The following is an 18,269-nucleotide window of genomic DNA, read 5'->3' on the forward strand; positions in this document are numbered from 1 at the left end:
ACGGCATCGGCCGAGGCGCGCCGATTTTCACCGGTAAGGGATGCGTCGGCCTCGACGCGAGGTTCGCTCGAGCGGAAAGGACGCAGGTTGCGGCGCGTGCCGTACCGGGTTCAGAAATCGATTGCGTCGTCGGAGTCGCCGTCGGCGGCGGTGGCGAGTGCCTCACGGACCTCGCGCGGCGCGGACGCCGATGCGTCGAGCGCCGGGTTGCGCAGTTTCTCGAGCACACGCTCGGGCACCGGGATCTGCATCCGCGCGGCGACGTCGCCGCACTGGAACATGATCAGCTCGCCCGGCTCGAACGCGGTCCAGACCTCGTTGTCGGTGAGCGGCTGCGTCGCGATCACCGCGACGCGATCTTCGGGCGTCGTGTATTTCGCGAAGTCGATCGACAGGTCCTCGTCGACGAGATGCGCGGTCGAGAACGGCCAGCGCCGCACCAGATAGTGCAGGCGCGTCGAGCAGTGCGCGAAGAGCGCCTGGCCGTTCGACATCAGGAAGTTGAACACGCCGTGATCGGTGATCCCGCGCGTGAGTTCGCCGACGCGCTCGAACAACTCCGGCAGCGGCGGCTGCGCGCCGGGAAAGGCCTCGCGCAGCCCCTGCATCAGCACGCAGAACGCCTGTTCGCTGTCGGTCGTGCCGACCGGGTGGTAGACGCTGCCGTCCATGTTCGGCGCATAGTCCTGCAGGTCGCCGTTATGCGCGAAGATCCAGTGCCGGCCCCACAGCTCGCGCATGAACGGGTGGCTGTTCTCGAGCAGGATGTGCCCCTGCGTCGCCTTGCGGATGTGCGCGATCGTGTTCTTGGACTTGATCGGGTAGCGCTTCACCATTTCGGCGATCGGCGACGTGGCCGATGCCTGGTGATCGATGAACAGGCGGCAGGCCTTGTCCTCGAAGAACGCGATGCCCCAGCCATCGGCATGGTGATCGGTCAGCCCGCCCCGGGCCGCGAAACCTGTGAAGGAGAATGTGACGTCCGTCGGCGCGGCGCAGTTCATTCCTAAGAGTTGGCACATTTTACTTGGGGCGGCAGGCTGAAGCGGGGGGGTAACGAACCGGGCGAACCCCGGTACAATGCGGCTTCAAGCATATCACCGAGCCCTGAGCGGTAAAAAGCGGATTCCGCTGGCCAAAGGTCCCGTGTTGCGGTTTGCCGTCAGTCGGCCCGCGCATGCGTGTTCCGGCCCCGCCAACGGCAAGCACGTTCCTCACGACGCCTCCTATGACTGCCTCGAACGCTTCCTCCCCGGCGACGCTCTCGCTCGCCCGTCCCGACGACTGGCACCTGCACCTGCGAGACGGCGACATGCTGGCCGCCGTGCTGCCGCACACCGCGCGTCAGTTCGGCCGCGCGATCGTCATGCCGAACCTGAAACCGCCGGTGACGACCACCGCGCAGGCGCAGGCCTATCGCGAGCGCATCCTCGCCGCGCTGCCCGCCGGGATGACGTTCGAACCGCTGATGACGCTGTACCTGACCGACAACACGCCGCCCGACGAGATCCGCCGCGCGCGCGAAAGCGGCTTCGTGCACGGCGTGAAGCTGTACCCGGCCGGCGCGACGACGAATTCCGACCACGGCGTCACCGATCTCGCCAAATGCGCGAAGACGCTCGAGGCGATGCAGGAAACCGGCATGCCGCTGCTCGTGCACGGCGAGGTGACCGATGCGTCGATCGACCTGTTCGACCGCGAGAAGGTGTTCATCGACCGCGTGATGACGCCGCTGCGCCGCGATTTCCCGGGCCTGAAGGTCGTGTTCGAGCACATCACGACGAAGGACGCGGCCGACTACGTGCGCGACGCCGACGCGGCGCCCGGCCTGCTCGGCGCGACGATCACCGCGCATCACCTGCTGTACAACCGCAACGCGCTGTTCGTCGGCGGGATTCGCCCGCATTACTACTGCTTGCCCGTGCTGAAGCGCGAAACGCATCGCGTGGCGCTGGTCGAGGCCGCGACGTCGGGCAACCCGCGTTTCTTCCTGGGCACCGACAGCGCGCCGCACGCGCGCGACGCGAAGGAAACCGCGTGCGGCTGCGCCGGCTGCTACACGGCGCTGCACGCGCTCGAGCTGTACGCGGAAGCGTTCGACACGGCCGGCGCGCTCGACAAGCTGGAAGGGTTCGCGAGCTTTTTCGGCGCCGATTTCTACGGGCTGCCGCGCAGCGCCGAGACGGTCACGCTGCGCCGCGAGGCGTGGGAACTGCCGCGCGAGATCTTCGCGGGCGACACGCCGGTCGTGCCGTTGCGCGGCGGCGAGACGATCGGCTGGAAACTGGCGTGACCGTTGCGCCGCCGCGTGGGTCCGGCCATGCGGCCGGCCGCATGGCGGCGGATTTCGCGCGGATCGACTGGTCCGCGCCGTGGCTCGGACCCTATGCGGAGCCGGGCCGCGCCGTCCAGGCGGCCGTATTGGCGGGTGACGCCGCGCTGCTCGATGCGCTGAATGGCGCGTTGCGCGACGGCGCGCGTGTCAGCGGTCGCGGCAGGCCGCTGCGGTTCGTGCCGCAGGCCGCGCTGCCGCCCGGCATCGCATACGAAACCCATGTCGCCGACACCGGCGGGGTGCCGACTCGCCACCATCTTCACGACTTCTTCAATGCACTCGTCTGGTTCGCGTATCCGCGCACCAAGGCCGCGCTGAACGCGCGTCAGGCCGCCGCGATCGAGGCGGCGGGCGGTGTCGGGCCCGTGCGCGGTTCGCTGCGCGACGCGCTCACGCTGTTCGACGAGAACGCCGCGCTGTTCGTCACGGCCGACCGCGCGCTCGCCGCTGCGCTGCGCGGCTTCGACTGGCCGCGGCTGCTGGTCGCCGCGCGCGACGCGTGGGGCACGCGCTGCGAAGCGCGGCTCGTCGGCCATGCGCTGCTCGAACAGCTCGTGACGCCTTACAAGTCCTGCACCGCGCACACGTGGATCGTCGAAGTGAGCGCCGACTATTTTTCATGGCCCGACGCGCAGCGCAACGCGCATGTCGACACGCGGGTGGCCGCCGAACTCGCGACGCGCGCGCTGACGAGCCGCGATTTCGCGCCGCTGCCGGTACTCGGCGTACCGGGCTGGTGCGCCGCGAATGCCGATGCCGCGTTTTATGACGATCCGGCGGTATTCCGCAGCGGCCGACGCGTGCGTGCTGCCGGTGGCGGCGCGCAGTGCTAGAATGCGCGTCGCAAAGCAGGCCAGGCAGTCGCGGCCTCGCCGCCTTCGGGCGCGCGAGGGCGAGGAAAGTCCGGACTCCACAGGGCAGGGTGATGGCTAACGGCCATCCGTGGCGACACGCGGAACAGGGCAACAGAAAGCAAACCGCCGATGGCCCGGCGCAAGCCGGGATCAGGTAAGGGTGAAACGGTGCGGTAAGAGCGCACCGCGGCGACGGCGACGTCCGCCGGCACGGTAACCTCCACCCGGAGCAATTCCAAGTAGGCAGGCGTGCATCTTCGGATGCAGGACGGGGCCCCCGTCTCGCCTGCGGGTAGGAAGCTTGAGCGCGTCAGCAATGGCGCGCCTAGAGGAATGGCTGCCACGCGTGGCGCGCTTCGGCGCGCGGCGTGCACAGAATCCGGCTTATCGGCCTGCTTTGCCGTTCGAATGCGAAAGGGCCGGCGTCTCCTTGCGGAGCGCCGGCCCTTTTTTCATGCGTGCGCGCGGTGCGTTCAGGCGGCGACGATGTCGAACGAATGCGTGAGTTCGGCCGTCTTCGCGATCATGATCGACGCGGAGCAGTACTTGTCGTGCGACAGGTTGATCGCCCGCTCGACCGTGCCCGGGTTCAGGTTGCGGCCGGTGACGGTGAAGTGGAAGTGCACCTTCGTGAACACCTTCGGGTCTTCGCTCGCGCGCTCGGCCTTCAGCGTGACCGAGCAGCCGGTGACTTCCTGGCGGCTCTTCTTCAGGATCAGCACGACGTCATAGGCCGTGCAGCCACCAGTGCCGAGCAGCACCATTTCCATCGGACGCGGCGCGAGGTTGTGGCCGCCGCCCTCGGGCGCGCCGTCCATCGCGACGAGATGCCCGCTGCCGGTCTCGGCGGAAAACGCCATGCCGTCCTGGCCCATCCAGCTTACTTTGCATTCCATGCTTGCACTCCAGCGTTGCCTGATTCGGATTCGATCCGGCATTGTAGCCCGCAGCGCAACGGTCGGCTGATGCGCTGCACGACGTGCAATGCCGGCGCCGTGCGGGCAGGGCGTCCGACGGCAATTTCCCTGCTTCTTTTAGGGGTTTTGCTCTAGATGACGGAGATTCCGGTTCCCGGGCGTCGGAATCATGCCATTGATTTAAAAGGGAAAATCATTGTTTTCGAGCGTCACGTCGTGAATTTCGCATTATGGTTTTGGATTTCGCCATGCAAATTTTCTTGTTCAGTCGGCGACGCATTCGTATAATGAGCCTCATTGGTTGTCGCGCTGCGGCAACCTCCGAATGTCTCCTCCACCCTCCTCCTAAGGTGGATTAAGCCCGAACCATCCGTTCGGGCTTTTTTTCGTCCCGTGCAAACATCGGCGCGCGGCTTGCGCGCGCCGGCAGCGTCACGCGGGCTGCCGTGCGGCAGGCGGCGATGCCGCGTCGGGCGCCGCGCCGCGCGAGCGCGTGTCAGGCGCAGGTGCATGGACGGCTGACGCATGGCCGTGACCGCGCGCGCAGAAGTGGCGGACGCGTTCGCGCACCGCGCGCAGGCGGGCGACGCGATCCTCGGCATGAGCGTTCCGGGCGTCGGCGATGCGCGCATCGAGCGCGTCGAGCTTGGCTTCGCAGCCGGTGCGAGCGGCGACGGCAGGCGCCGCGATGGCCAGCAGCGCGGCTGCGAGAAAGGGCGTAAGTCTTTGTTTCATCATGCTTGTTTGTTGTTTTCCGGGTTCGGTCGGGCGCGGCAAGGTCAGGTGCCGCGCGTCGACGGGTGCCGCCCCAGACGCTCGGTTCGCCTGGCTGGTTGGGGCACGACCGAATTTTGGCCCATTTCGGCCGCCGCGGACACGGGACGTGGATTCCCTTTGACCGCTTCGCCGTATTTCCTTTATAATTCAGGGCTTTTCCGCTTTCATGCCCACGGAAAAAGAACAGGGAGAGCCTGCACCGCGCCTCGAAGCGCACACAGACAAGCAGGAAGAACACATCGGGCAAAGCATTTTTTTTGGATCGATCATGAAGACGTTTTCCGCAAAAGCCCATGAGGTGACGCGCGAATGGTACGTGATTGACGCGACGGATAAGGTTCTCGGCCGTGTTGCCAGCGAAGTGGCACGCCGTCTGCGCGGCAAGCACAAGCCTGAGTTCACCCCGCACGTCGACACTGGTGATTTCATCATCATCATCAACGCGAGCAAGTTGAAGGTCACGGGCAACAAGACGCTGGACAAGAAGTACTACCGTCACTCGGGTTACCCGGGCGGTATCTATGAAACGACGTTCGGCAAGATGCAAGAACGCTTCCCGGGCCGCGCGCTCGAGAAGGCGGTCAAGGGCATGCTGCCGAAGGGCCCGCTCGGCTACGCGATGATCAAGAAGCTGAAGGTCTACGCAGAAGCGACGCATCCGCACTCGGCTCAACAGCCGAAGGCGCTCGAGATCTAAGGGGACCCACATGATCGGTAACTGGAACTACGGTACGGGCCGCCGCAAGAGCGCAGTCGCACGTGTCTTCATCAAGGCTGGCAAGGGCGACATCATCGTCAACGGCAAGCCCATCGCTGACTACTTCTCGCGCGAAACGTCGCTGATGATCGTGCGTCAACCGCTGGAACTCACGAACCACGGCCAGACGTTCGACATCAAGGTGAACGTGAACGGCGGCGGTGAAACGGGCCAGGCAGGCGCAGTGCGCCACGGCATCACCCGTGCACTGATCGACTACGATGCGACGCTGAAGCCGTCGCTGTCGAGCGCAGGCTTCGTCACGCGCGATGCGCGTGAAGTCGAGCGTAAGAAGGTCGGTCTGCGCAAGGCACGCCGCGCAAAGCAGTTCTCGAAGCGTTAATTCCGCTTCATGGCCTCGCCGCCCCTCGGGTGGCGTCCGCCGGAAAAACCGCCAGCTTCCACGCTGGCGGTTTTTTTATGCCCGCTTTTTGCCTGTCCCGGGCCGCCGCCGCGGCCGCCCGCGCGGGCACGTTTGACGAAATCGACAAGAACCTATTGATTTCATGGACTTCAGCACGATCTTCTGATCGGCCCTACAATAGCGGCTAAAGCTTTTTGGAGAGTTCGAATGAACGCTGTTACCGAATCCGCAGCAACGACGACCGATATGCCGCTTCCGTTTGTCTTTACCGACGCGGCGGCCGACAAGGTCAAGCAACTGATCGACGAAGAGGGCAACCCCGACCTCAAGCTGCGCGTGTTCGTGCAGGGTGGCGGCTGCTCCGGCTTCCAGTATGGCTTCACGTTCGACGAGGAAGTCAACGAGGACGACACCGTGATGGACAAGAACGGCGTCCAGCTCCTGATCGATTCGATGAGCTACCAGTATCTGGTCGGCGCCGAGATCGACTACAAGGACGATCTCAACGGCGCCCAGTTCGTGATCAAGAACCCGAACGCGACCACCACCTGCGGGTGCGGTTCGTCGTTCTCGGTCTGAGCGCGCATCCGATCCGCACCGGTTCGCCGGCATGAAAAACGGGGCTTCATGCCCCGTTTTTTTATACCCGTCTGCCGTGCTGCGTCCGCCGCACCGCAGGTCTCGCGTCAGCGCGGATAGAGCGCGCCGAGCACGCGATTGCCGGCTGCGCCGGTAACCGTCGCGAGATTGCCGGGCTGGCGCGCGGTGAAGCGGTACGCAAGCCACGCGAACGCGAGCGCCTCGACCTGCTGCGGCGGCACGCCGAGCGCCGCCGTCGTATCGACGGTGGCCGGCACGCCGGCCTCGCGCAGCGCGTGCCGCAGCGCGTCGAGCAACACCGGATTGCGTGCGCCGCCGCCGCAGACGAAGACGGCCTTGCAGCCCGACGCGTGTTTGGCCACCTCGCGTGCGACCGACACCGCGGTCAGCACGGTGAGCGTTGCCTGCACGTCCTCCGGCGCGACCTGGGCGAACGCGGCGAGCTTCGCGCCGAGCCATGCGGGATTGAACAGGTCGCGGCCGGTGCTTTTCGGTGGCGGCGCGGCGAAATACGGTTCGTCGAGCAGTGCATCGAGCAGCGGCGCGTGCACGGTGCCGCGCGCGGCGAACTTGCCGCCGTCGTCGTACGGCTTGCCCAGATGGCGGGTCGCCCATGCGTCGATCAGTGCGTTCGCGGGGCCGCAGTCGAAGCCGCGCACGTCGCCGCCGTCGCCGGGCAGGATCGTGATGTTGCTGATCCCGCCGAGATTGCAGACGACGCGCGTTTCGCCGGGCGCACCGAACACCGTGGCATGGAAGGCCGGCGCGAGCGGCGCGCCGTGGCCGCCGGCGGCCACGTCGCGGCTGCGGAAATCGGCGATCACGTCGACCTGGGTCAGTTCGGCGAGCAGCGCCGGGTTGTTGAGCTGCCGCGTATAGCCGCGCTCGGGGCGATGACGCACCGTCTGCCCGTGCACGCCGATCGCGCGGATCTCGTCGCGGGACAGTCCGGCCGTGCGCTGCAATTCGTGGCAGCACACCGCATAGCGCGTGACGAGCGCGTTCGCCGCGAGCGATTCGCGGTCGATTTCGTCGTCGCCGGGTTGTTGCAGCGCGAACAACGCGTCGCGCAGCGATTGCGCGAAGCCGACGAACGCTTCCGCGAGCACGACCGGCGCGCGGCCGGCCTCGAAACGCACGGCGACGCCGTCGACGCCGTCCATGCTGGTTCCCGACATCAGCCCGAAGTAGATGCCGTCGGCCGGATGGGCATTTTGCGGCTGTCGTTGCGGCACGTTGGGTTCTCCTGGATCGTGCGGCGCGGGCCGGTGCCGCGCGCCTTGCGCCCGATTATCCGCGCAACCTGACGCGCCGTTAAGCGATGCGCGCGCAAGTTATGGGAAAATCCCTGTTTTTGCGACATTCTTCCCGGCACCGATGAGCACCGAACCCAGTTCCAAGCCTGTTTTCCCGATCACCGACGAAGTCCGGCATGCGCTCGCCGTCACGAAGCGCGGCGTCGACGAACTGCTGATCGAGGAAGAGTTCGCGCAGAAGCTCGCGCGCAGCGCGGCCACGAACACGCCGCTTCGCATCAAGCTCGGCCTCGACCCGACCGCGCCCGACATCCACATCGGCCACACGGTCGTGCTGAACAAGATGCGTCAGCTGCAGGACCTCGGCCACACGGTGATCTTCCTGATCGGCGATTTCACGTCGCTGATCGGCGATCCGTCGGGCCGCAATGCGACGCGCCCGCCGCTCACGCGCGAGCAGATCGAATCGAACGCGAAGACCTACTTCGAGCAGGCCGCCCTCGTGCTCGATCGTGAAAAGACCGAAATCCGCTACAACAGCGAATGGTCGATGCCGCTCGGCGCGGACGGGATGATCAAGCTCGCGTCGCGCTATACGGTCGCGCGGATTCTCGAGCGCGAAGACTTCACGAAGCGCTTCCAGGGCGGCGTGCCGATCTCGATCCACGAATTCCTGTACCCGCTGATGCAGGGCTACGACTCGGTCGCGCTGAACGCCGACCTCGAGCTCGGCGGCACCGACCAGAAGTTCAACCTGCTGGTCGGCCGCGAGCTGCAGAAGCAGTACGGCCAGGAACAGCAGTGCATCCTGACGATGCCGCTGCTCGAGGGTCTCGACGGCGTCGAGAAGATGTCGAAGTCGAAGGGCAACTACGTCGGCATCAGCGAGAAGCCGACCGACATGTTCGGCAAGCTGATGAGCATCTCGGACACGCTGATGTGGCGTTACTTCGAGCTGCTGTCGTTCCGCAGCCTCGACGAGATTGCCGGCTTCAAGCGCGAGGCCGAAGGCGGCCGCAACCCGCGTGACTTCAAGGTGCTGCTCGCGCAGGAAATCGTCGCGCGATTCCACTCGCAGTCCGATGCCGAGCGCGCGCTGGAGGACTTCAACCATCGCGCGAAGGGCGGTGTGCCGGACGACATTCCGGCGGTCACGCTCGCCGGCGCGCCGCTGGCGATCGGCCAGCTGCTGAAGCAGGCCGGCCTCGTGCCGTCGACGAGCGAAGCGCTGCGCAACATCGAGCAGGGCGGCGTGAAGATCGACGGCGCGACGGTGTCGGACAAGGGCCTGAAGGTCGAAGCCGGCGAGTTCGTCGTGCAGGTCGGCAAGCGCCGCTTCGCGCGCGTCACGCTGACCGCATGATCGCGCTGATCCAGCGCGTGAAGCGCGCCGACGTCCGCGTCGGCGACCGGACGACCGGCGAGATCGGCGCGGGCCTGCTCGCGCTGGTCTGCGCGGAACGCGGCGACACCGACGCGGCAGCCGACAAGCTGCTCGCGAAGATGCTCGGCTACCGCGTGTTCAGCGACGCAGCCGGCAAGATGAACCTGCCGGTGTCGAACATCGACGGCGCGGGCCGCGCGGGCGGGCTGCTGCTCGTGTCGCAGTTCACGCTGGCGGCCGACACCAACAGCGGGCTGCGTCCGAGCTTCACGCCGGCCGCGCCGCCCGACGAAGGCGCGCGGCTGTTCGACTATTTCGTCGCGGCCGCGCGGGCGCGCCATCCGGTCGTCGAAACGGGCGAGTTCGGCGCCGACATGCAGGTGTCGCTCGTCAACGACGGCCCCGTGACGTTCTGGCTGCAAGTGCGGCCCTGATTCTTTCCCGGAGACGCGCGGCGATGGCCAGCACGCAGATTCTTTTCATCCGCCATGGCGAGACGGCCTGGAACCGCATCAAGCGCATCCAGGGTCATATCGACATCCCGCTGGCCGACACCGGCCTCGCACAGGCGAAGCGGCTGGCGGCCCGGCTCGAACGAGAGGCGCGCGACGGCGCGCGGATCGACGCGATCTATTCGAGCGACTTGATGCGCGCGCAACAGACCGCGCAACCTTTTGCCGAGGCGCTCGGTCTGCCGCTGCAGTTGCGCGAAGGGCTGCGCGAACGCTCGTACGGCGCGTTCCAGGGGCACGACAGCACCGAGATCGAGGCGCTGTTCCCGGACGCTTACGCGGCCTGGCAGACGCGCGATCCGGGCTTCGCGCCGGAAGGCGGCGAGTCGCAGCGCGCGTTCTATCACCGCGTGCTGCATGCGCTCGAACCGATCGTCGCCGCGCATCCGGGCGGCCGGATCGCGTGCGTCGCGCACGGCGGCGTGCTCGACTGCGTGTACCGCTTCGCGAACGCGATCGAGCTGTCGGCGCCGCGCACTTACCAGTTGCTCAATACGAGCGTCAACGTCGTCGATTACGTGGATGGCCGCGCGCAGGTCGTGCAGTGGGCCGACGTGTCGCATCTGGAAGCGGCGAGCGACGACGACGGGTACCGCAAGGTGCGCTGAGTCCACGGGCCCCGTGCGGCGTTGCCGGTCGGGGCTTTCGTCGCCGCGTGCCGCTTACCGCGGCAACGCGTGGCGGGTCTTGTAGTCGAGCGCGTACGCGATCTTGCCGGGCTTGTCGGCCGTGATCGGCTGGCGCAGCTTGTCGAACTCTCCCTTGCTGTATTTCTTCCCGCCGTTGATCGCATCGGCGCGCCCGAGATCGGCGCCCGTCTTGCCGTCGATCACCGGGTCCGTTGCCGCGACCATCCGCGTCGACGCATTCCAGACCGCATTCAGGTAGCCCGTGTCGGCCTTCGCCGGATCGGGATCGGTCGTGCCGCCGCGCGCGAGGTCGTAGCTCGCCAGCGCGAACGTGCCGGGCTGCGCGCGCAGCCAGTCGGCCCAGTAGAACTCGAGGTAGTCGGTCGCTTGCGCGGGCTTGCCGTAGCCGATGTCGCGCGTGAAATAGACGAGCGACCGGTAGCGATCGTTCGTCATCCCCAGCGACAGGCCGAGTCCGGTCGGCAGTTGCGCGGCCGTGATCGCCTTGCCTTCGCCATTCTTCAGGCGCAGATAACCGCGGCTTTGCATCTGCTGCCAGAACGCGTCGCCCGAGTAGTCGCCGAGGTTGTCCTTGACGACGACGTGCACGTGCAGCGCCGGGCCGCCGTCGGGCGTCTCGTAGTAGGTCGACAGGCCGTGATGGCCGTCGGTCAGGTACAGCGCATCGCCGTTCGGGCCGATCACGACGGGGTTCAGCACCGAGCGGTCGCGGGCGTTCGCGTCGGTCGTCGTGCATGTATAGCTCGCCGGTTCGCGCAGTGACGACCTGGCCGTGTAGCCGCCCGATGCGAGACCGCCGAGCCCTTCGTCCGCGCAGAAGTCGTCGAACTTCTTGTCGGGCTGCAGCTCGTAGCGGCCGAGCTTGTAATAGATCTGGTCGTAGCCGATCGCACCCTGTGTCGGATGGAGGTCGCCGAGCGTCACGTCGATCAGGTCGCCCGCGCGCGCGGCTTTCCACTTGCCCGGTTGCGGCGTGACGGTGGCCGGCGGCGGGGGGGCCGGCGGGGTCGTGGTGCCGCCGGACGGCGTTTGCGCATCGGTACGCGCCACGGCGGCGATATCGTCGCCTCCGCATGCGGTGAGGGCGAAGACGGCGGACAGGCTGGCGGCGAGGGCGAAACGGATCGGCAGGCGGAGCATCGCGGGCATCGGGTATCGGTTGGGTGAACGGGACCTCGCGCGGATCACGGGCAGGCGGGACGGGCGGGGCGTACGACCGTGGGCGGGTGCAAGCCCGTCAGCTTGTCACAGGAATTTGACAGCCAATTGAAATGATCGGAAGAGCCGGATCGTCAGGCGGACGGGGTGCCGTCGGGCGGGGGCGCGGTCGCGCGACGGCGTGCGCGTTTCGACGCGCCGTTGACGAGCGCCCAGCGCAGCACGGGGGCGACGGCCCGTACGCCGGGCCGGACTACCGCGCGCCGCAGCGGCGCGAACGTCGACACGCCGAGCATGCGCTGCGCCCACGGCGGCAACAGGTCGATTCCGGCATGCATCATCAGCGACGCGGCCGGTCGCAGCGCGGGCGTCGCGACCGGCGCATTCAGCAGGATCTCCATCACGTCGAAGGTGTGCGGCCCGGCCTCGAGTTCCGGCTGCATGCGCGCGAGATAGGCAGCGACCTCGGCGCGCGAACGCGGTACCCCTTGGGCGCCGAGCAGTTCGGCGACCAACGCCGTTTCGGCGTAGTAGCGGTCCTGCAGCTCGCCCGACAACGACGGATTCACGTAGCGCAGATGCGCGGCCAGGAAGCTCGACACTTCCGCGACGTGTACCCAGGCGAGCAAGGCCGGATCGTCGGCGCGGTACGGCCGCCCGTCGGGTGCGGTGCCCGAGATGCGCGCGTGGATCGATTTCACGCGCTCGATCAGCGCGAGGGCGTCGGCGCGGCTGCCGAACGTCGTGCCCGTGATGAACGTGGCGGTGCGCCGCAAGCGGCCGAGGATGTCGGTGCGAAACGACGAGTGATCCCAGACGCCCGCGAGCGCGAGCGGATGGAGCGCCTGCAGCAGCAGCGCGGCGATGCCGCCCGTCATCATCGACGTGAAATCCGCATGCACGCGCCAGCAGACGGCATCGGGGCCGAACAGCCCCGGGTCGCCGGGCGGCGAAGAGAGATCGAGCGACGGCCCGCCGCCGCCCGCCGTCAGGTGCGTGATGCCGGCCACCAGCCGCCTGCGGATCGGCTCGGCCCAGCGCGGGCCCGGTGCGGGTGCGGCGGGGTGGCGGCTGGGCGGCGTCGTCATGGCGGGGGGGCTCGGGTGACGGATTACTTTCCGTCGGGGGTATCCCACTCGTCGCGTTCGGGGCGGCGGGCGTCGGGCACCGACAGTCCGAAGTGGCGATAGGTGAGCAGCGTGGCGACGCGCCCGCGCGGCGTGCGCTGCAGGAAGCCCTGCTGGATCAGGTACGGTTCGAGCACGTCCTCGATCGTGTCGCGCTCCTCGCCGATCGCGGCCGCGAGGTTGTCGATGCCGACCGGGCCGCCGTCGAACTTGTACAGGATCGCTTCGAGCAGCTTGCGGTCCATCAGGTCGAAGCCGACCGGATCGACGTCGAGCATCGCGAGCGCGGCATCGGCCACGGCCGCGGTGATCTGGCCGTCGGCCTTCACTTCGGCGAAGTCGCGCACGCGGCGCAGCAGCCGGTTCGCGATCCGCGGCGTGCCGCGCGAGCGCTTCGCGATTTCCAGCGCGCCGTTCGGATCGATCTGCGCATTCAGCAGCGACGCCGAGCGCCGCACGATGCGCGACAGTTGATCGGCATCGTAGAACTCGAGCCGGGCGACGATCCCGAAACGGTCGCGCAGCGGGTTGGTCAGCATCCCCGCGCGGGTGGTCGCGCCGACCAGCGTGAACGGCTGCAGGTCGAGCTTCACGCTGCGCGCGGCCGGGCCTTCGCCGATCATGATGTCGATCTGGTAATCCTCGAGCGCCGGATACAGGATTTCCTCGACGACCGGCGACAGCCGGTGGATCTCGTCGATGAACAGCACGTCGTTGGCTTCGAGGTTGGTCAGCAGTGCGGCGAGATCGCCCGCGCGCTCGAGCACGGGGCCGGACGTCTGGCGCAGGTTCACGCCCATTTCGCGCGCGATAATGTGCGCGAGCGTCGTCTTGCCGAGGCCCGGCGGCCCGAACAGCAGCACGTGGTCGAGCGGCTCGGAGCGGCGCTTGGCGGCTTCGATGAAGATCTCGAGCTGGCCGCGCACCTTTTCCTGGCCGACGTAGTCGTCGAGCTGGCGCGGCCGCAGCGCACGTTCGAACACCTCCTCGTGCGACGAGGCGGGCGTGGCGGCGATGATCCGCTGCTCGGTGGCGAGTTTGTCGGTTTCGATCATGCGGCCATTGTACCGCGCGACGCGGTCCGGCCCACCTGGCCGAACGGCCGACTGGCGCGCGGCGCGGCGCCGCGCGACACTGGTTTCGACGGCCGGATCGACCGCGCGTTACGCCTTCGACAGCGCCTTCAGCGCGAGCTTGATGCCTTCCGACACACCGGTGCCGGCCGGCACGTTCTTGATCGCGGCCAGGCCTTCCTTCTCGGAGTAGCCGAGCGCGAGCAGCGCGTTGAGGATGTCGGTCGCGTGATCGGACGGCGACGCGGCGCCGGCAAGCGCACCGAGGTCGGCGCCGAGCTTGCCCTTCAGCTCGAGCAGCAGGCGTTCGGCCGTCTTCTTGCCGATGCCGGGCAGGCGGGTGAGGCGCGCGGCGTCCTGCATCGTCACGGCCTGCGCGAGCTCCTGCACGCTCATGCCGGACAGCACGGCGAGCGCCATGCGTGCGCCGATGCCGGTGATCTTCAGCAGCTCGCGGAAGGTCGTGCGCTCCTGCGGCGTCAGGAAGCCGTACAACAGATGCGCGTCCTCGCGGACGATCTGCTGCGTGAGCAGCACGATGCGCTCGCCCGTCTGCGGCAGGTTGTAGAAGGTGCTCATCGGCACGTCGATTTCGTAGCCGACGCCGTTGCAGTCGACGAGCAGATGAGGTGGGTTCTTTTCGAGCAGGATGCCGGCGATGCGACCGATCATGGAGGGCGGGACGAGAGGAATAAAGCGCGAGTGTAGCGCACGCGCGGCGCAATGCCGATGGGCCCGGCCGTCAGGCCGAGGCGATACGTGTCGTGGGTGCGCCGCGCGCGTTCGGGACGGTCGCGGCACCGAACCGGCATGCCGGGTGACCGCGCGCGCCGGGGTCAGCCGACCAGTCGCCCGCGCCGCACGCGCAGCCCTTTCTGTGCGAGCGCCGGCGCGAGGCCGCCAAGCGTGCTGAGCGTGTTGCCGCCGTGCGCATGGCAGATCGCCATGCCGAGCGCGTCGGCCGCGTCCGAGCCCGGCTGGCCGGAGAGATTGAGCAGGCGCGTGACCATCTCCTGCATCTGCGTCTTGGTCGCGCGGCCGTAGCCGACCACCGCCTGCTTCAGCTGCAGCGCCGTGTATTCGGCGACCGGCAGGCCGCCCGCGACGAGGCCGCAGATCGCGGCGCCGCGCGCCTGGCCGAGCAGCAGCGTCGACTGCGGGTTCACGTTGACGAACACCTTTTCGATCGCGGCCTGGTCGGGCGCATGTTCGCGCACGATCGTCGAGACGCCCTGGAAGATCGTGCCGAGCCGGGTGGCCAGGTCGGCCGTCGGCGTGCGGATCACGCCGCTCGTGACATAGGCGAGCCGGTGGCCGCTGACGTCGATGACGCCGAAGCCGGTGACGCGCAGGCCGGGGTCGATGCCGAGAATTCGCATGAGTGAGGAGAGTTGCCTGATGCAGCGATACTACAACGAATGGTGCGACGCGCCGGCCGCCCGGTTGCGGGCGATGGCGCCGCGCAATAAAAAACCCGGCGGGTGCGACGCCGCCGGGTTTTCGTGTTCGGCCCGCGCGGGCCGCATGCGATCAGTGACGGAAGTGGCGCACGCCCGTCAGGACCATCGCGATGCCGTGCTCGTCGGCCGCCGCGATCACTTCGTCGTCGCGCATCGAGCCGCCCGGCTGGATCACGCAGGTCGCGCCTGCGGCCACCACGACGTCGAGGCCGTCGCGGAACGGGAAGAACGCATCCGACGCGACCGCCGAACCGGCCAGCGTGAGGCCCGCGTTCTGCGCCTTGATGCTTGCGATGCGTGCCGAATCGACGCGGCTCATCTGGCCGGCGCCGACGCCGAGCGTCATGCCGTTGCCGCAGAACACGATCGCGTTCGACTTCACGTACTTGGCGACGCGCCACGCGAACAGCAGGTCGTCCATTTCCTTCGCGGTCGGCTGGCGCTTCGTGACGACGCGCAGCTCGCTCGGCTGCACGTTCCGCGAATCGAGCGACTGCACGAGCAGGCCGCCGCCCACGCGCTTCAGGTCGAAGGCGTTATGGCCGTCGCCGAGCGCGATCTCGAGCAGGCGCACGTTCTGCTTCGCGGCGAACACCTGCTTCGCGGCGTCGGAGAACGACGGGGCGATCAGCACTTCGACGAACTGCTTCGCGACTGCCTGCGCGGCTGCTTCGTCGACTTCGCGGTTGAACGCGATGATGCCGCCGAATGCGGAAGTCGGATCCGTCTGGAACGCCTTCGCGTATGCGTCGGCCGAGTCGTTGCCGACCGCGACGCCGCACGGGTTCGCATGCTTGATGATCACGCAGGCCGGCGCGTCGAACGTCTTCACGCATTCCCACGCCGCGTCCGAATCCGCGATGTTGTTGTACGACAGTTCCTTGCCCTGCAGCTGGCGGTAGTTCGCCAGTGCGCCGGCCGGCGTCGCGAGGTCGCGGTAGAACGCCGCGCTCTGGTGCGGGTTCTCGCCGTAGCGCAGGTCCTGCACCTTGTCGAACGCCATGTTCAGCGTGGCCGGGTACGTGCTGCGCGACGCGTGCTGCAGCTCGTCGGTCAGGCTCGTCAGGTAGTTCGTGATCGCGCCGTCGTATTGCGCGGTGTGCGCGAACACCTTCGTCGCGAGGCGGAAGTTGGTCGGGTAGCCGACCGTATTGCCGTTCGCCTTCATTTCATCGAGCACGACCGCGTAGTCGGCCGGATCGACGACGACCGTCACGTCGCGGTGGTTCTTCGCGGCCGAGCGCAGCATCGTCGGGCCGCCGATGTCGATGTTCTCGATCGCGTCGGCGAGCGTGCAGTCGTCCTTCGCGATCGTCGCGACGAACGGGTACAGGTTCACGACGAGCAGGTCGATCGTCGGGATGCCGTGCTGCTCCAGCGCCTGCATGTGCTCGGGCAGGTCGCGGCGCGCGAGGATGCCGCCGTGCACCTTCGGGTGAAGCGTCTTCACGCGCCCATCGAGCATTTCCGGGAAGCCCGTGTAGTCGGCCACTTCGGTAACGGGCAGGCCGGCGTCGGCGAGGAGTTTCGCGGTACCGCCCGTCGACAGCAGCTTGACGCCGAGGTCGGACAGCGACTTCGCGAAGTCGACGATGCCGGTCTTGTCGGAAACGGAAATGAGCGCTTGCTTGATCATGATGGAACCACCAATAGCCAGGGAAACGGGGACGGGACGGCCGGCTACAGCAGGCCGTGCTGCTGCAGCTTCTTGCGCAGCGTGTTGCGGTTGATGCCGAGGTACTCCGCGGCGAGCGACTGGTTGCCGCCCGCCTGTACGAGCACGACCTCGAGCATCGGCTTTTCGACGCAGGACATCACCATTTCATAGACGTCGTGCGGATTGGAGCCGTCTAGATCCCGGAAATACACGTCCAGGCTCTCGCGGACACATTGTTCGATGTTGTGCTTGCTCATGCTGCTAACTGGTTATGGTCGTCCGACTCGCCCTGGCCGTTTTCCTCTTCGTCATCGACGTAGACGAGGTGGTCCGACAGCGCCTTTTGCGCCTCGAAGAAGGCATTGACGGCGGCGAGCTGCTCGCGGGTGGAATCGAGCGTGTTCATCCTGTGCCGGAACCCGTTGGCGCCGGAAAGGCCGCGAGTGTACCAGCCGATGTGCTTGCGCGCAGTACGGACGCCCGTGAATTCACCATAGAAAGCGTAGTGGTCTTCCAGGTGTTCGTTCATCACGTGCTGGATCTCGTCGATCCGCGGCGGGGGCAGCAGCTCGCCGGTTTGCAGGAAATGATCGATTTCGCGGAACAGCCACGGCCGGCCTTGCGCGGCACGACCGATCATCAGCGCGTCGGCGCCCGTTGCATCGAGCACGGCCTTCGCCTTCGCGGGCGACGTGATGTCGCCGTTTGCGACGACCGGAATCCGAACGGCCGCCTTCACGGCCGCGATGGTGTCGTATTCGGCGTCGCCGCGGTACAGGTCGGCGCGCGTGCGGCCGTGCACGGTGAGCATCGAGATGCCGGCCGCTTCGGCGAGGCGCGCGACCGTGATCGCGTTCTTGTGCTCGCGGTCCCAGCCGGTGCGGATCTTCAGCGTGACGGGCACCGCATCGGGCCCCGTGCCGACCGCCGCGACGACGGCCTCGACGATCCGCTGCACGAGCGGCTCGTTCTGCAGCAGCGCGGAGCCGGCCGCGACGTTGCAGACCTTTTTCGCCGGGCAGCCCATGTTGATGTCGATGATCTGCGCGCCGTTGTCGACGTTGTAGCGGGCCGCCTCGGCCATCATCGCCGGATCGGCGCCGGCGATCTGCACCGCGATCGGTTCGACCTCGCCCTCGTGGTTCGCGCGCCGCATCGTCTTCGCGCTTTTCCACAGCTGCGCGTTGGACGCGACCATCTCGGACACGGCGTAACCGGCCCCCAGCCGCTTGCACAGCTGGCGGAACGGACGATCCGTCACGCCGGCCATCGGGGCGACGAACAGGTTGTTACGCAATACGTGAGGGCCGATAACGGGCATCGCAATGGCACCGCCCGCGACTGGCGCGGGCAGGGGAAGGGAAGACGGAAAACGGGCATTTTACCGT

General features: G+C 67.4%; 20 protein-coding genes and 1 other RNA gene. 9 read left to right on the forward strand and 12 right to left on the reverse strand.

Annotation, left to right across the window (positions count from 1 at the left end; genetic code table 11):
- Window positions 1-110: 110 nt before the first annotated feature.
- Entirely contained in the window at window positions 111-1,022 is a 912-nt protein-coding gene (locus AC1VVG_RS03360; RefSeq protein WP_034187113.1) for a class II glutamine amidotransferase, read from the reverse strand.
- A gap of 206 nt (window positions 1,023-1,228) precedes the next feature.
- Here AC1VVG_RS03360 and pyrC point away from each other — a divergent pair, with 206 nt between their 5' ends.
- From pyrC to rnpB, 3 genes are all read left to right on the forward strand, one after another.
- Complete coding sequence (pyrC, locus tag AC1VVG_RS03365; RefSeq protein ID WP_011350953.1) at window positions 1,229-2,293, forward strand: dihydroorotase; 1,065 nt, start codon at window positions 1,229-1,231, stop codon at window positions 2,291-2,293.
- Window positions 2,290-3,168 carry a DUF3025 domain-containing protein gene (locus tag AC1VVG_RS03370; protein WP_069706504.1) on the forward strand — a complete coding sequence of 293 codons (879 nt, stop codon included), beginning with the start codon at window positions 2,290-2,292 and terminating at the stop codon, window positions 3,166-3,168. The genes pyrC and AC1VVG_RS03370 overlap by 4 nt, the downstream gene beginning before the upstream one ends.
- Before the next feature lie 12 nt (window positions 3,169-3,180).
- Window positions 3,181-3,592, forward strand: an RNA gene (gene rnpB, locus AC1VVG_RS03375) — RNase P RNA component class A.
- Between the two features lie 70 nt (window positions 3,593-3,662).
- On the opposite strand, the gene AC1VVG_RS03380 is transcribed toward rnpB, so the two are convergent.
- Window positions 3,663-4,127 (reverse strand): OsmC family protein, encoded by a 465-nt coding sequence (locus AC1VVG_RS03380; protein WP_175028623.1) that lies wholly within the window; start codon window positions 4,125-4,127, stop codon window positions 3,663-3,665.
- Between the two features lie 411 nt (window positions 4,128-4,538).
- A complete protein-coding gene (locus tag AC1VVG_RS03385) occupies window positions 4,539-4,844 on the reverse strand; it encodes a DUF1090 family protein (protein ID WP_069706505.1) in 306 nt (101 codons plus the stop codon).
- A gap of 307 nt (window positions 4,845-5,151) precedes the next feature.
- Between AC1VVG_RS03385 and rplM the strand changes: the two genes are divergently transcribed.
- From rplM to erpA, 3 genes are all read left to right on the forward strand, one after another.
- Entirely contained in the window at window positions 5,152-5,580 is a 429-nt protein-coding gene (rplM, locus tag AC1VVG_RS03390; protein ID WP_009687896.1) for a 50S ribosomal protein L13, read from the forward strand.
- A gap of 10 nt (window positions 5,581-5,590) precedes the next feature.
- A complete protein-coding gene (gene rpsI / locus AC1VVG_RS03395; RefSeq protein ID WP_006476904.1) occupies window positions 5,591-5,983 on the forward strand; it encodes a 30S ribosomal protein S9 in 393 nt (130 codons plus the stop codon).
- A 228-nt stretch (window positions 5,984-6,211) separates the two neighbouring features.
- Window positions 6,212-6,583, forward strand: coding sequence for an iron-sulfur cluster insertion protein ErpA (gene erpA, locus AC1VVG_RS03400; RefSeq protein WP_034187117.1), 372 nt, complete (start codon window positions 6,212-6,214; stop codon window positions 6,581-6,583).
- 107 nt (window positions 6,584-6,690) lie between these two features.
- On the opposite strand, the gene AC1VVG_RS03405 is transcribed toward erpA, so the two are convergent.
- Complete coding sequence (locus tag AC1VVG_RS03405) at window positions 6,691-7,839, reverse strand: anhydro-N-acetylmuramic acid kinase (RefSeq protein WP_482835250.1); 1,149 nt, start codon at window positions 7,837-7,839, stop codon at window positions 6,691-6,693.
- A 142-nt stretch (window positions 7,840-7,981) separates the two neighbouring features.
- Here AC1VVG_RS03405 and tyrS point away from each other — a divergent pair, with 142 nt between their 5' ends.
- The 3 genes from tyrS to AC1VVG_RS03420 are packed head-to-tail and all read left to right on the forward strand — an operon-like array spanning window position 7,982 to window position 10,364.
- A complete protein-coding gene (tyrS, locus tag AC1VVG_RS03410; protein WP_034187119.1) occupies window positions 7,982-9,223 on the forward strand; it encodes a tyrosine--tRNA ligase in 1,242 nt (413 codons plus the stop codon).
- Entirely contained in the window at window positions 9,220-9,678 is a 459-nt protein-coding gene (gene dtd / locus AC1VVG_RS03415; RefSeq protein ID WP_034182741.1) for a D-aminoacyl-tRNA deacylase, read from the forward strand. The genes tyrS and dtd overlap by 4 nt, the downstream gene beginning before the upstream one ends.
- A 23-nt stretch (window positions 9,679-9,701) precedes the next feature.
- Window positions 9,702-10,364, forward strand: coding sequence for a histidine phosphatase family protein (locus AC1VVG_RS03420; protein ID WP_124607873.1), 663 nt, complete (start codon window positions 9,702-9,704; stop codon window positions 10,362-10,364).
- Window positions 10,365-10,418: 54 nt separating this feature from the next.
- On the opposite strand, the gene AC1VVG_RS03425 is transcribed toward AC1VVG_RS03420, so the two are convergent.
- From AC1VVG_RS03425 to dusB, 8 genes are all read right to left on the reverse strand, one after another.
- Window positions 10,419-11,546, reverse strand: a complete 1,128-nt coding sequence (locus AC1VVG_RS03425; RefSeq protein ID WP_124669303.1) for a ParB/Srx family N-terminal domain-containing protein — start codon at window positions 11,544-11,546, stop codon at window positions 10,419-10,421.
- A 152-nt stretch (window positions 11,547-11,698) separates the two neighbouring features.
- Window positions 11,699-12,652: an oxygenase MpaB family protein gene (locus tag AC1VVG_RS03430; RefSeq protein ID WP_059557350.1), complete on the reverse strand. Its 954-nt coding sequence runs from the start codon at window positions 12,650-12,652 to the stop codon at window positions 11,699-11,701.
- A gap of 23 nt (window positions 12,653-12,675) precedes the next feature.
- Window positions 12,676-13,746, reverse strand: a complete 1,071-nt coding sequence (ruvB, locus tag AC1VVG_RS03435) for a Holliday junction branch migration DNA helicase RuvB (RefSeq protein ID WP_006483430.1) — start codon at window positions 13,744-13,746, stop codon at window positions 12,676-12,678.
- Window positions 13,747-13,854: 108 nt separating this feature from the next.
- A complete protein-coding gene (ruvA, locus tag AC1VVG_RS03440; protein WP_031402135.1) occupies window positions 13,855-14,436 on the reverse strand; it encodes a Holliday junction branch migration protein RuvA in 582 nt (193 codons plus the stop codon).
- A 164-nt stretch (window positions 14,437-14,600) separates the two neighbouring features.
- Complete coding sequence (ruvC, locus tag AC1VVG_RS03445; protein ID WP_006476894.1) at window positions 14,601-15,143, reverse strand: crossover junction endodeoxyribonuclease RuvC; 543 nt, start codon at window positions 15,141-15,143, stop codon at window positions 14,601-14,603.
- Between the two features lie 151 nt (window positions 15,144-15,294).
- The gene (purH, locus tag AC1VVG_RS03450) at window positions 15,295-16,860 is read right to left on the reverse strand and encodes a bifunctional phosphoribosylaminoimidazolecarboxamide formyltransferase/IMP cyclohydrolase (protein WP_034187122.1); all 1,566 of its coding nucleotides are present in this window, start codon (window positions 16,858-16,860) and stop codon (window positions 15,295-15,297) included.
- 44 nt (window positions 16,861-16,904) lie between these two features.
- Complete coding sequence (locus AC1VVG_RS03455) at window positions 16,905-17,138, reverse strand: Fis family transcriptional regulator (RefSeq protein ID WP_006476892.1); 234 nt, start codon at window positions 17,136-17,138, stop codon at window positions 16,905-16,907.
- On the reverse strand, window positions 17,135-18,202 hold the full coding sequence (dusB, locus tag AC1VVG_RS03460) for a tRNA dihydrouridine synthase DusB (RefSeq protein WP_006497523.1): 1,068 nt from the start codon (window positions 18,200-18,202) through the stop codon (window positions 17,135-17,137). The genes AC1VVG_RS03455 and dusB overlap by 4 nt, the downstream gene beginning before the upstream one ends.
- Window positions 18,203-18,269: the final 67 nt, after the last annotated feature.

The sequence above is a fragment of the Burkholderia sp. L-4 genome, assembly GCF_056856535.1.